Raw genomic sequence first — 11,863 nt, 5'->3', positions numbered from 1 at the left:
GCGGAATGTCGGAGGAGCGGGCCCGACGGATCCTGGAGGCGGCCGGATTTCCGCCCGGTAGCCTCGCCGGCTGCCGTCCGATGAGCGGCGGGACGTACAACACCGTCGAGGAGCTCCGCCTCACCAACGGCAGCCGGCACATGCTGAAGATCCCGCCACCGCCGACCGTCCCCGGCATGAGCCACGAACGCGAACTCCTCGTCTCGGAGGCGGAGTTCTACCGCGCCGCCGTCACGGTCGACGTGCCCGCGCCGCGAGTCGTGCACGTCTGCCTGGACGCGTCCGAGGGCTGCCACCTCCTGATGACGGTCTGCCCGGGTGACGGTTGGGGCGACGCCTACTCGGACGCCGAACAGACGCTGTTGCGCCGGGAGTTGGGGCGGCATGTGGCCCGGCTCCACCAGGTGACGGGGCCCGGCTTCGGCTACCCGTCCGGGGCTCTCGGGCCCCTGTCCGCCGACTGGCGTACTGCCTTCACCGCCATCTACGGCGCCGTCCTGGACGACGCCCGCCGGTATGAGGCCTGGCTGCCGCGCCCGGTGGACGAGGTGGCCCGCGCGGCCAAGACGGCGTACGACGCCCTGGACGAGGTCACGGACCCGCGCCTGGTGCACTTCGATCTGTGGCAGGGGAACATCCTGGTCGACCGCCCGGAAGGCGGCGGCGCGCCCAGGATCGGCGGACTGATCGACGGCGAGCGCATGTTCTGGGGAGACCCGCTCGCGGACTTCGTCTCCCTGGCGCTCCTCGGTGACATCAGGAAGGACCACGGCTTCCTGACGGGTTATCAAGAGGCGGGCGGACGAGCCGAGTTCACCGACTCGGCCCGTCAGCGCCTCGCCCTCTACCGCAGCTATCTCTACCTGATCATGCTCATCGAGACCGTCCCGCGTGGCGCCGGGGACGAGCAGGTCGCCTGGGTCAGGGAACGCGTCGCCCCGGAACTCACCGCGGCCCTGGACGAACTCGGCCAGTGAGCCGCGGACGAGCTCGGCCGGTGAGCCTCAGGCCGCCTTTCGCGCCCTCCCGCCGTGCTCCTGGATGATCTCCGCGTACCGTCGCCCGCTGCCCTTCACGGTGCGGCGCTGTGTGCGGTAGTCGACGTGCACGAGCCCGAAACGCTTGTCGTAGCCGTACGCCCACTCGAAGTTGTCCAGCAGCGACCAGGCGAAGTAGCCCGCAAGGGGAGCCCCCTTGCGGACGGCCGACGCGCAGGCCGCCAGATGCTGTTCCAGGTACAGGGTGCGCTCGGGGTCGTCGACCGTGCCGTCGGCGCGGACGACGTCCGGGTAGGCGGAGCCGTTCTCGGTGACGTACAGCCGCCGGGCGCCGTAGTCGTCGGTGAGGCGCAGCAGCAGGCTCTCGATTCCGGTCGCGTCGACCTCCCAGTCCATGCCCGTGCGCGGCACGCCCGGCCGGCGGACCGACTGGGCGAAGGGGGCCGGCCCGTCGGGGTCGTCGACGACGGCCGACGGGAAGTAGTAGTTGAGGCCCAGCCAGTCCAGGGGCTGGGCGATGGTCGCCAAGTCGCCTGCCCGCTCGGGGAGTTCGACCCCATATACCTCACGCATGTCCGCCGGGAAGCCGCGGCCGTGCACCGGGTCGAGCCACCAGCGGTTGGTGTGGCCGTCCAGGCGCCTGGCCGCCGCGATGTCCTCGGGGCGGTCGGTGGCGGGCTCGATGCTGGAGAGGTTGTTGACGATGCCGACCTCGGCGCCCGGGGCCGCGGCGCGGATCGCCTGGGTGGCCAGGCCGTGGCCGAGCAGCAGGTGGTACGAGGTGCGGACGGCCGCCGTGAGGTCCGTAAGGCCGGGAGCCATCCGCCCCTCCAGATGGCCGATCCACGCGGAGCACAGCGGCTCGTTTAGGGTCGTCCAGTGCTTGACCCGGTCGCCGAGGCGCTCGGCGACGGCCGTCGCGTACGCCGCCAGGTGGTACGCCGTGTCGCGCTCGGGCCAGCCGCCCCGGTCCTGGAGCACCTGCGGCAGGTCCCAGTGGTAGAGGGTCACCGACGGTGTGATGCCCGCCTCCAGCAGGCCGTCGACCAGCGAGTCGTAGAAGTCGAGGCCCTTGGCGTTCACCGGGCCGTCGCCGCCCGGCACGACGCGCGGCCAGGCGACCGACAGCCGGTACGCGTTGGTGCCCAGCTCCTTCATCAGGGCGATGTCCTCGCGCCACCGGTGGTAGTGGTCGCAGGCGACGTCCCCGTGGTCGTCGCCGTCCACCTTTCCCGGTGTGTGCGAGAAGGTGTCCCAGATGGAGGGCGAGCGGCCGTCCTCGGCGACGGCACCCTCGATCTGGTACGCCGACGTGGCCGTCCCCCACACGAAGTCCTGGGGGAGCGCGGCGAGGTCGATGGTCACAGAAGTCCTTTCGGAGGAAGGGGAGTTGGAGCGCGAGGAGGAGTCGGTCACTTCACGGCTCCGGCGGTGAGCCCGGCGACCAGATAGCGCTGGAGCAGCAGGAACCCGGCGACCACGGGGACGCTCACGACGAGCGAGGCGGCCATGACCTGGTTCCAGTACACGTCGTTCTGCGTGGCATAGCCCTTGAGACCGACGGCGAGCGTGCGGGTGGTGTCGTTGGTCATCACCGACGCGAACAGCACTTCGCCCCACGCGGTCATGAACGCGTACACCGCGACCGCGACGATTCCGGGGACCGCGGCGGGCACGACGACCCGGAAGAGAGCGCCGAGTGGCCCGCAGCCGTCCACCATCGCCGCCTCGTCCAAGTCCCGCGGCACCGACTCGAAGTAGCCGATCAGCATCCAGATCGAGAACGGCAGCGAGAACGTCAGATAGGTGAGGATCAGGCCGATCCGCGAGCCGAAGAGCGCGATGCCGGTGGCGTTGCCGATGTTCACGTAGATCAGGAACAGCGGGAGCAGGAAGAGGATCCCGGGGAACATCTGGGTGGACAGCACGGTCACGGTGAACAGGCGTTTCCCGCGGAAGCGGTAGCGGCTGACCCCGTACGCGGCGAAGATCGCGATCACCACCGAGCAGACCGTCGCCGCGCCCGCCACGATCAGCGAGTTGACGAAGTACTTCGCCAGCGGAACGGTCGACCAGATGTCGATGTACGGGCGGATGGTCAGCCCGCTGGGCACCCAGCGGAACTCTCCCGACACGTCCTGCAGCGGCTTCAGCGAGCTGGACAGCATCACGTACACCGGCAGCAGGACGAAGCCGGTCAGCAGGGTGAGGAAGATCCGGCGCGACCAGAGGAAGGACCGCGGCGCGGCCATCGGCGACCGCGGCGCCGACACTGACCGCTTGGACAGCGACTGGCTAGACATCGGCGGCCCTCCGTCCGCGCGAGGTCAGGACGAGGTAGATGCCTGTCACGACCAGCAGGAACAGCAGCAGCATCACGGACATCGCCGATCCCGTCCCGAAGTTCCATGTCACGAACGACGACTGGTAGATGTGGATCGAGATCAGGTCCGCCGCCTCCGGTGCCGCCTGGCCGAACAGCACGTACGGCGTGTTGAAGTCGTTGAACGTCCACAGGAAGAGCACCAGGACGAGCACCTGGTTGACCGGGCGCAGCGAGGGCAGCGTGATGCGGCGGATCTGCTGGACCATGCCGGCCCCGTCGATCGCCGCGGCCTCGTACAGTTCCTTGGGGATGTTCTGCAGGCCCGCCATCACGATGAGGAAGGCGAACGGCCAGCCCTTCCACACCGACACGACGAGCAGTGCGACGAAGCTGTTGTCGCCGATCAGCCAGAAGGACGGGCTGTCGGTGAGGCCCAGTTGGTCGTGCAGCACGTGGTTCACCAGGCCGTTGTCGCGCTGGAACATGAACGCCCAGGTGATGACGGCCGCGTACACCGGAAGCGCGTACGGGATGAGGAAGACCGCGCGCAGGAAGCCGCGGCCGCGGAACGTCTCCTGCATGTAGACCGCGGCCACCGTGCCGAGCAGCCAGCACAGGCCGACGGACAGCACGGTGAAGGCACAGGTGACGAAGAAGGAGTGGAGCAGCGCCTCGCCGACGGGCGCGTCGAAGTCCACGGACAGGCTGTAGTTGTCGAACCCCGCCCAGGGCGCGGCGCCCCAGTCGCGGATGTAGAACTGCGTGAGCTCCTTGAAGCTCATCACGATGCCGATGACCATCGGCACCAGATGGACGAGGAGTTCGAGCAGCAGGGCGGGCAGGAGGAGCAGGTACGGCAGGGCGATACGGCGTACTCGCCCGGTGCGGCGGCGCGGGGTGGGCCCTGTCGCACCGGGCAACGCCTCCTCCCCGACCGCGGGTTGAGCGGTCACGGTCATCGAACGCTCACTTCTTCGGCATCTGCTGCTGAGCCTCGGAGAGCTTCTCCTTGACCGAGGCGGTCGTGACCGGTCGTCCGGCCGCCGCGTCCGCGAACAGTTCCTTCACGGCCGTGCCGACCGCCGTCTCGAACTGCGACTCGTTGGGCACCTGGGGCAGCGGGGCCGCGCTCTTGGCGAGCGTGTCTCTGATCACCTTCAGCGCGGGCGTGCTGAACGCGGGGTCCTCCTGGGCCGCCGTGACCGGGGGGATGGACCCGTACGTCTTGTTGAGCGTCTTCTGTTCGGCGTCGCTCGTCATGAACTTCACGAACTTCAGGGCGCCGTCGATGTTGTCGGTGTTCTTGAAGACGGCCAGGTTGATGCCCGCCACCATCGAGTTGACGGCGGTGTCCGCCCCCGGGCTGCCGGACTGGACCGGCACCGGTGCGACACCCCACTCGTCGTCGCTCATGCCGTGCGCCTCTAGCGTGGTCGCGGCGGTCTGCCACAGCACCATCGCCGTCTTGTCCTTGGCGAAGTCCTGCAGCGACTGGTTCTGCGCGTACTCGGCGTTTCCGGGCGCGACGACCTTGTCCTTGGCCATCAGATCGACGTACTGCTTGACCGCCGCGACGGCCCCGTCGGAGGTGAAGTCGGGCTTCCCGTCGGCGTCGAAGAAGTCGGCGCCGTGCTGCTTGCCGAGGACGAAGACGTGGTGGATGTTCTCCGACGGGTTCGAACCCTCGGCGGCCAGCGCCCACTTGCCGTCCTTGGAGATCTTCTTCCCGTCGGCGACCAGGTCGTCCCAGGTTGCGGGCGGCCCGGATATCCCCGCGTCCGCGAACATCTTCTTGTTGTAGTAGAGCGCATACGCCATCGAGTACAGCGGCACCGCCGCCGGATCCGAGCCGGTGGCCCCCGCCGAGCCGAGCGCCGACTCGACGAACCGGTCCTTGCCACCGATCTTGTCGAAGTTCTTGGCGTCCCAGGGCAGCAGCGCGCCGGTCGCCTGGAGCGAGGCCGACCAGGTGTTGCCGATGTTGAGCACGTCCGGGCCCTGGCCCGAAGTGGTCGCGGCGAGGATGCGGTTGAGGAGGTCGGACCAGGGGATGACCTCCAGCTTGACCTTGATGCCGGTGTCCTTCTCGAACTTCTTCAGCTCGGGCGTGAGGATCTTCTTGTCGGCCTCGATGCTCGGCCCCTGGTTGGAGGCCCAGTAGGTGAGCGTCTTCGGCGAGTCGTTGGACCCGCCGTCCGTCGACGAGCCACCGCCGCAGGCGGTCACGGCGGCCAGCATGGAGACGGTGACCGCGCTCGCGGCCGCGGCTCGGGTTCTGCGCATGACGTCTGGCGTCCCTTCCCGGAGGGAGATGCGCGAGGGCGCCGCGTTCACTTCTCGAACGCCCTCACGGCTTAATTTAGAACGTGAGTTAAGACCCGGAAGAAACTCGCGTCAAGGGATGACGCAGGGGTATCTTGCAGGTCGGGGGACGGCGGGAAGGAACCACATGGCGGGGCGGAACGGGCGCACGGTGCGTGACCTGCGGCGGGGCAATCGCACAGCCGTGCTGCGGCGGCTCTACTTCGAGGGACCGATGAGCCGCTTCGAGCTCGGTCCGGCCACCGGACTGAGTTCCGGTTCCATCAGCAACGTCGTCGCCGAGCTCGTCGGCGACGGTCTGGTGGAGGAGGCGGGCAGCGTCGATTCGGACGGCGGCCGCCCACGCACTCTGCTGCGGGTCGCCCCCGCCAGCGGCCACATGATCGGCGTGGACGTCGGCGAGACCCGCGTACGCGTCGAGCTGTTCGACCTCACCCTCACCGAACTCGCCCGCACGGAACGGCCCTTGGAGCATCAGGGCTACGACGTCGACGTCATCGTCGGCCACATCCGCGACGGCATCACCGAGGTCCTCGCCGCTGCCGAGATCGCCCCCGAGCGGCTGCTGGGCGTCGGCATCGGAGTGCCCGGCATAGTGGAGCGCACTCCGGCCGAGGGCGCCGTGGTGCACGGCCAGACCATCGGCTGGCCGGCCGTCCCGCTGGAGTCCCTGCTCCGCACCGCCTGCGCGCTCCCGGACTCCGTCCCGTACTTCACCGACAACGGAGCCAAGACGCTCGGCCAGGCCGAGATGTGGTTCGGCGCCGGACGCGGCGCGGACAACGCGGTCGTGGTCCTCTTCGGCTCCGGCGTCGGCGCCAGCCTCGTCACGGACGACGTGGAGCGCGGCCGGGCCGTGGAGTGGGGGCATCTGACCGTACGGGTCAGGGGGCGCCGCTGCCGGTGCGGCGCGCTCGGCTGCCTGGAGGCCTACGCGGGCGCCGAAGCCCTCCTGGAGCGCTGGGAGGAGGCGGGAGGACAGCCGCCGAAGCGGGTCGACGAGGAGACCGCCCTCACCGCGATGCTCGCCGCCGCCTATCCCGCGGACGCCTCGGCGGCGGCCGACCCGATCGCGCTCGCCGTCCTGGAGGAGACGGCCGAGTACCTGGGCGCGGGCCTCTCCGACCTCATCAACCTCTTCCAGCCCGAGCGCATCCTCATCGGCGGCTGGGCCGGACTCCAGCTCGGCTCCCGCTTCCTGCCCGCCGTCCGCGAACACGCGGCCTCGTACGCACTCCGTCATCCCGCCGAGCGGGTCACCATCGAGCTCGGCGCCCTCGGCCCCGACGCGGTCACGGTCGGCGCGGCGATCCTCCCGCTCGCCGACTTCTTCGCGCACGGCGGACGACGCCCGGGCCCCGAACCGGGCGACAACCAGCTCCCGGCCTGGCGCGCGGCCATGGAGGAACGCGCTCCGCATTGACGCCTTCCGGGGGTTTCACCGGTCGCGTCGGCAGGTACCCGCACCAGGGCCGACGCGGAGGTCCGGCGGATTTCCGCCCGACGACGAATTCCGTCCGACGAGGAGTTCCGCGCGGCCAGGAGTCACACCGACGAGGAGGGGAGCGCGCCGTGAGCGACGACCGGACGAAGAGGCCCGAGGAGGACGCGGGTCCCGTCCCCCGGGACATGCCCGACCAACAGGCCCAGGAGGGCGGGGACCGCTGGGACGTCACGCCCGCCGACCCCACGCGGAACGAGGGCTCCGACGAGGACGCGCCGGAGCGGCACACCGACATCCCCGACACCGACGAGGCGGGCACGCGTCGGCGCGGCGACGAGGCCTCCAGCAGCACGGTGCACCCCGAACACCCGGGGGCGGAGGAGTCCCCGGCCTGAGCCTGTACGTCGGCCGGGCCATTCGCGCCCGGCGCGCCGATGGTCGTCCATGGCCGGTCGCGCCCGCGCGGCGGAGCCGGACACCGACATCCCCGACGCGGACGAGGCGGGCACGGAACGGCTCCGCCGGGGTGCCGTTTGGTGTCTGCGGGTCGGCGGGGGCTGGTCGCGCAGTTCCCCGCGCCCCTCTCGGGGCGGTGTATGAGAGCCGGACGGTGACCCGACCGCGCAGCCGGGGTCAGGTCCTCAGGCGAAGGCGTTCACGCCGGTGAGTTCCGCGGAGAGTGTCCACAGGCGGGCCGCTGACGCCGGGTCGACGGCGTAGTCGCGTACGCCGATGCGTTCGCCGTCGGCCGGGGCGGGGTCGGAGATGTCGCAGTCCTCGCAGTAGACGCCGCCCATGCCGGACAACTGGGGCGAGGTCGCCGCCCACACCTGGGTGGCCGCGCCCTGTTCGGGGGTCTTGAAGCCGGCCGGGTTCAGCGGGGTGCCGTTCTCGTCGATCCAGCCGCGCTCGACCATCTCCTCCTTGGGGAGGTGCCGCTGGAGCGGGGTGAGGATGCCGCCCGGGTGCAGCGAGAAGGCCCGTACGCCGGAGTCCTTGCCGAGGGCGTCGAGCTGTACGGCGAACAGGACGTTGGCGGTCTTCGCCTGTCCGTACGCCTGCCACTTGTCGTAGCCCTGCCGCCAGTGCGGGTCGTCCCAGCGGATGTCGGAGTAGTGGTGGCCGGCCGAGGAGACGGAGACGACGCGGGCACCGCCCGGGGCGAGCGCCGGCCAGAGCCGGTTGACGAGGGCGAAGTGGCCCAGGTGGTTGGTCGCGAACTGGGCTTCCCAGCCGGGGCCGACGCGGGTCTCCGGGCAGGCCATGATCCCGGCGTTGTCGATGAGGATGTCGATGGTGCGGTCCGAGGCGAGGAACCTCTCGGCGAAGGCACGGACGCTGTCCAGGTCGCCGAGGTCGAGCTCGTCCACCTCGACACCGTCGAGGGCGGCGACCGCCTCCTCGGCGACCGGCCTGCGCCGCGCCGGGACGACGACCCGGGCACCGGCCCTGGTGAGCGCGCGGGTCGTCTCCAGGCCGAGCCCCGAGTAGCCGCCGGTGACGATCGCCAGCTTCCCCGTGAGGTCGATGCCGTCGAGCACGTCGTCCGCGCTGCTCCTGGGGCCGAATCCCGAACCGATCTTGTGCTGTGCAGTGGTCATACGGCCGACGCTACGAATTGAAGCGCCCTCGAAGTCAAGCCGGGCCCGGCGTGGCGCGCGGAGAACGGGAAAGGCCCCGACCGGACGGGGGAATCACGGTCGGGGCCGTCTGTGGGTGGCCACGGATGGCGGTCGCCTCTCGGCGGAGTGCTCCACAGGGCTTCAGCCGAACGATCTTCCCTGTGGGCGGAAGGTGAGGCCCGGGGACACTGTCCCATCCGCACCCACAGCTGATTCAACGGGGAACTACCGGCGAGTGTTCCCAGGTCCACACGGCGTTTCCCGTGACGTGTGTCACGACGGGGTTTCACGACGCCCTGTCCACGCCAGCAGCTCCTCCGCGGTCCAGGTATTGACCACGCGCTCCGGAGGCACCCCGCACTCCTCGGCCCGCGCGCATCCGTACGGCTGCCAGTCGAGCTGCCCGGGCGCGTGGGCGTCGGTGTCCACGGAGAACAGCACACCCGCCTCGACCGCCCGGCGCAGCAGCCGGCGCGGTGGGTCCAGCCGCTCCGGGCGGCTGTTGATCTCGACCGCCGTTCCCGTCTCGGCACAGGCGGCGAAGACCTCGTCCGCGTCGAACTCCGACTCGGGCCGCCCGCGCCCGGTGACCAGCCGCCCCGTGCAGTGCCCCAGTACGTCGGAGTGCGGATCGCGTACGGCGGCGACCATCCGGCGCGTCATCGCGGCCGCGTTCATCCGCAGCTTGGAGTGCACGGACACGACAACGAGATCGAGCCGGTCCAGCAACTCGGGCTCCTGGTCGAGGGACCCGTCGTCGAGGATGTCGCACTCGATACCGGTGAGCAGCCGGAAGGGAGCCCAGCGCTCATTGAGTTCCGCGACGAGGGCGAGCTGTTCCCGCAGCCGCTCGGGGGACAGCCCGCGCGCCACCGTGAGCCGCGGGGAGTGGTCGGTGAGCACCGCCCACTCGTGCCCGAGCCGCGCCGCTGTACGGCCCATCTCCTCGATGGGGCTGCCGCCGTCGGACCAGTCCGAGTGCAGATGGCAGTCGCCGCGCAGCAGCGCCCGCAGCTCCTCACCGCCCTGGACGAGAGGCCCCGCGGCCTCCTGTTCCAGCTTCTCCAGATAGCCCGGTGCCTGTCCGGCCAGCGCCTCGCGCACCACCTGCGCGGTCTTCGGCCCGATGCCCTTCAGTGACTCCAGCGACCCCTCGGCGGACCGCCGGGCCACCTCGTCGGCGGGCAGCCCCGTGACGACGCCCTCCGCCGTGCGGAACGCCTGTACGCGATAGGTGGGGGCCAGGGACCGCTCCAGCAGGAACGCGATCCGGTCCAGGGCCTCGGCCGGGTCCATACGTCCAGCCTGGCGCAGCCCGCCGCCGCCCGCACGGCAGCCGACAGGGTCGCCTTGTGCCACCATGAACTGCGACCTCGTACGGACGCCGGCCAGGCCGGCGCCGCCGAGTGCCACGACGACCGACAGTGCCGCCCGGGCAGGCTTATCGGCGGCACGCGTGTGGAACCGGTGGGATCATGACTGAAATCGCAAGCCCCCACATCTCGCACCCGCGGATCACGGTCCTGGGCGTCCAGCCCGGCGATCCGCCCTTCCGCATCGTGGAGATCGACGGCGCTGTCATCGGCGAGGCCAGGAGCTTCACGGACGTCCTGATGGCCGCCGCGGCGTACGGGATTCCGGTGCATGACGCCGATGACCCCGCGGTGGTGCGGTGGGTCGGTGGAGACAAGCTCACCTGGCATCTTCGGTAGGGCTCCGCTGAAGGGAGTGGGTACACCGCGGGCCGGTGGGGGTTGGTCGCGCAGTTCCCCGCGCCCCTATGGGGGCGCGTCATGGTTCTCGCCCGCTGTTCGGGTGAATGTGCTCGGGAGCGCGCGGACCTGGGTTTTCGCGCCGTGGTGAGCCGTCGCGGGCGGGACGGCTTCGCGCATCGGAATGCACCGGGAGGCGAGCGCTGCCGCGCATGGGCCCGCTCCCACGAGGGCACTTTGATCTTGGCGGTCACCGTGATCACGATCCGGCCAGGTTGCCCTGCGCATATCCCTCCCTCGTACGACTGGAGTCGTCATGTTCCGTCGCCTCGCCCTGCCCGCGGCCCTGCTCGCCGCCGTCACCGTCCTGGGCGCCGCTCCCGTCACGACGGCCGCGCCGACGGCACCCGCCGCGGGCTCCGTGTGCTTCTGGACCGGGGCCGGACAGCACGGCACGTCCTGGTGCTACAGACCACCGGGCTATACGGACGTACCGGAGTCCCTGCACGACAAGGCGGCCTCGTTCCGCTCGGACGCGAACACCGCCGTGTACGCCATCGACTGGGCCCGTGACACCTGTTACCACCGGCTGATCCGGGCGCACGACCTGGCCGACAACTGGCCCTGGGGCGCCCGGCTCGACGGGGTGTCCGACACCACGATGGGCTGCGAGGTCGGCTGAGCCGTGCGACTGCTGCGTGCGCTCGGCGCCGCTGCCCCGGTCGTATTGGCGCTGCTGGCGTTGCTGGCACTGAGCGGGTGCGCCACGCAGACCGGCGCCGGACGGGACGCGCCTGCGCTGCCCAGGACCGAGCGGGAGCGGGACGACCTCATCAAGGCGGCTCAGCAGATTCTCGTCGAACGGTGCCTGGCCCGGCGGGGGCTGTCCTTGAAAGGAGCCGTCGGCGAACGGCCGGAAGACGGAACCGATGACGTCGCGGACCGGCGGCTGCAGGGCGCCCTCTTCGGCCGCGGCCGTACCGAACTGTCCATCACCCTCGCCACCGGATACACCGTCAAGGCACACACCGACGGCTGCCTCGCCGCCGCGCAGCGCGAGCTGTACGGGGACGAGCGACGCTGGTTCCGCGCCCAGGTCGTCGTGAACAACCTCCGCGCCGAGGCCGGGCTGCGGCTGAAGGGCGACCCCGACCACCGGGCGGCGCACGGCCGTTGGGTCCACTGCGTCACACCGGACCACGGACCGAGGCCCGAGCGGCCCGACCCGGCCGTCGCCGCGCGCTGCGACCGCGAGAGCGGCCTCGGCGCGGTGCGCGCCCGGTTGGAACCGGCCCTGCTGGACCAGGTCCGCGCCGAGCGGCGCGACCAGTTGACCACCTACCGGCAGCTGCGCACCCGCGCACTGCACCGCGCGGCGGATCTGTACGCCGAGCGGACCGTTCCGGAGAACCGAGAGAAAGGCAGTACCCCTTCGTGAT

General features: G+C 70.7%; 12 protein-coding genes. 6 read left to right on the top strand and 6 right to left on the bottom strand.

Annotation, left to right across the window (positions count from 1 at the left end):
- Positions 1 to 5 precede the first annotated feature (5 nt).
- A complete protein-coding gene (locus tag QF035_RS07790; RefSeq protein ID WP_307519182.1) occupies positions 6 to 977 on the top strand; it encodes a phosphotransferase family protein in 972 nt (323 codons plus the stop codon).
- Between the two features lie 27 nt (positions 978 to 1,004).
- Here QF035_RS07790 and QF035_RS07785 read toward each other — a convergent pair whose 3' ends face one another.
- Genes QF035_RS07785 through QF035_RS07770 form a run of 4 tightly spaced genes read right to left on the bottom strand, consistent with a single transcriptional unit; the run spans position 1,005 to position 5,607 of the window.
- On the bottom strand, positions 1,005 to 2,363 hold the full coding sequence (locus QF035_RS07785; RefSeq protein WP_307519181.1) for a GH1 family beta-glucosidase: 1,359 nt from the start codon (positions 2,361 to 2,363) through the stop codon (positions 1,005 to 1,007).
- A gap of 47 nt (positions 2,364 to 2,410) precedes the next feature.
- Positions 2,411 to 3,250: a carbohydrate ABC transporter permease gene (locus QF035_RS07780; protein ID WP_307530958.1), complete on the bottom strand. Its 840-nt coding sequence runs from the start codon at positions 3,248 to 3,250 to the stop codon at positions 2,411 to 2,413.
- A gap of 43 nt (positions 3,251 to 3,293) precedes the next feature.
- Positions 3,294 to 4,283, bottom strand: a complete 990-nt coding sequence (locus QF035_RS07775; RefSeq protein WP_307519180.1) for a carbohydrate ABC transporter permease — start codon at positions 4,281 to 4,283, stop codon at positions 3,294 to 3,296.
- A 7-nt stretch (positions 4,284 to 4,290) separates the two neighbouring features.
- Entirely contained in the window at positions 4,291 to 5,607 is a 1,317-nt protein-coding gene (locus QF035_RS07770) for an ABC transporter substrate-binding protein (RefSeq protein WP_307519179.1), read from the bottom strand.
- 166 nt (positions 5,608 to 5,773) lie between these two features.
- Here QF035_RS07770 and QF035_RS07765 point away from each other — a divergent pair, with 166 nt between their 5' ends.
- Both QF035_RS07765 and QF035_RS07760 read left to right on the top strand, forming a co-directional pair.
- Positions 5,774 to 7,069: an ROK family transcriptional regulator gene (locus tag QF035_RS07765; protein ID WP_307519178.1), complete on the top strand. Its 1,296-nt coding sequence runs from the start codon at positions 5,774 to 5,776 to the stop codon at positions 7,067 to 7,069.
- Positions 7,070 to 7,218: 149 nt separating this feature from the next.
- On the top strand, positions 7,219 to 7,485 hold the full coding sequence (locus QF035_RS07760; protein WP_307519177.1) for a hypothetical protein: 267 nt from the start codon (positions 7,219 to 7,221) through the stop codon (positions 7,483 to 7,485).
- A 246-nt stretch (positions 7,486 to 7,731) separates the two neighbouring features.
- Here QF035_RS07760 and QF035_RS07755 read toward each other — a convergent pair whose 3' ends face one another.
- Both QF035_RS07755 and QF035_RS07750 read right to left on the bottom strand, forming a co-directional pair.
- Positions 7,732 to 8,691 carry an SDR family NAD(P)-dependent oxidoreductase gene (locus tag QF035_RS07755; RefSeq protein ID WP_307519176.1) on the bottom strand — a complete coding sequence of 320 codons (960 nt, stop codon included), beginning with the start codon at positions 8,689 to 8,691 and terminating at the stop codon, positions 7,732 to 7,734.
- 294 nt (positions 8,692 to 8,985) lie between these two features.
- Positions 8,986 to 10,008 (bottom strand): PHP domain-containing protein, encoded by a 1,023-nt coding sequence (locus QF035_RS07750; protein ID WP_307530956.1) that lies wholly within the window; start codon positions 10,006 to 10,008, stop codon positions 8,986 to 8,988.
- Between the two features lie 179 nt (positions 10,009 to 10,187).
- On the opposite strand from QF035_RS07750, the gene QF035_RS07745 reads away from it, so the two are divergent.
- The 3 genes from QF035_RS07745 (at position 10,188) to QF035_RS07735 (ending at position 11,862) form a co-directional block, all read left to right on the top strand.
- Positions 10,188 to 10,424, top strand: a complete 237-nt coding sequence (locus QF035_RS07745; RefSeq protein WP_266758148.1) for a hypothetical protein — start codon at positions 10,188 to 10,190, stop codon at positions 10,422 to 10,424.
- Positions 10,425 to 10,740: 316 nt separating this feature from the next.
- Positions 10,741 to 11,106, top strand: coding sequence for a hypothetical protein (locus QF035_RS07740; RefSeq protein WP_307519174.1), 366 nt, complete (start codon positions 10,741 to 10,743; stop codon positions 11,104 to 11,106).
- Positions 11,107 to 11,109: 3 nt separating this feature from the next.
- Entirely contained in the window at positions 11,110 to 11,862 is a 753-nt protein-coding gene (locus QF035_RS07735; protein WP_307519173.1) for a hypothetical protein, read from the top strand.
- The last annotated feature ends 1 nt before the right edge of the window (position 11,863 follow it).

It is taken from the genome of Streptomyces umbrinus (genome assembly GCF_030817415.1).
Classification (GTDB): domain Bacteria; phylum Actinomycetota; class Actinomycetes; order Streptomycetales; family Streptomycetaceae; genus Streptomyces; species Streptomyces umbrinus_A.
The sequence above is the reverse complement of the archived record's forward strand: the minus strand, read 5'-3'. Positions and strand labels throughout refer to the sequence as shown.

Bases quoted from the DNA above. Each gene is read 5' to 3' on its own strand.
- QF035_RS07790 (WP_307519182.1), top strand. From the start codon at position 6: ATGTCGGAGGAGCGGGCCCGACGGATCCTGGAGGCGGCCGGATTTCCG.
- QF035_RS07780 (WP_307530958.1), bottom strand. From the start codon at position 3,250: ATGGCCGCGCCGCGGTCCTTCCTCTGGTCGCGCCGGATCTTCCTCACC.
- QF035_RS07775 (WP_307519180.1), bottom strand. From the start codon at position 4,283: ATGACCGTGACCGCTCAACCCGCGGTCGGGGAGGAGGCGTTGCCCGGT.
- QF035_RS07770 (WP_307519179.1), bottom strand. From the start codon at position 5,607: ATGCGCAGAACCCGAGCCGCGGCCGCGAGCGCGGTCACCGTCTCCATG.
- QF035_RS07765 (WP_307519178.1), top strand. From the start codon at position 5,774: ATGGCGGGGCGGAACGGGCGCACGGTGCGTGACCTGCGGCGGGGCAAT.
- QF035_RS07755 (WP_307519176.1), bottom strand. From the start codon at position 8,691: ATGACCACTGCACAGCACAAGATCGGTTCGGGATTCGGCCCCAGGAGC.
- QF035_RS07750 (WP_307530956.1), bottom strand. From the start codon at position 10,008: ATGGACCCGGCCGAGGCCCTGGACCGGATCGCGTTCCTGCTGGAGCGG.
- QF035_RS07745 (WP_266758148.1), top strand. From the start codon at position 10,188: ATGACTGAAATCGCAAGCCCCCACATCTCGCACCCGCGGATCACGGTC.
- QF035_RS07740 (WP_307519174.1), top strand. From the start codon at position 10,741: ATGTTCCGTCGCCTCGCCCTGCCCGCGGCCCTGCTCGCCGCCGTCACC.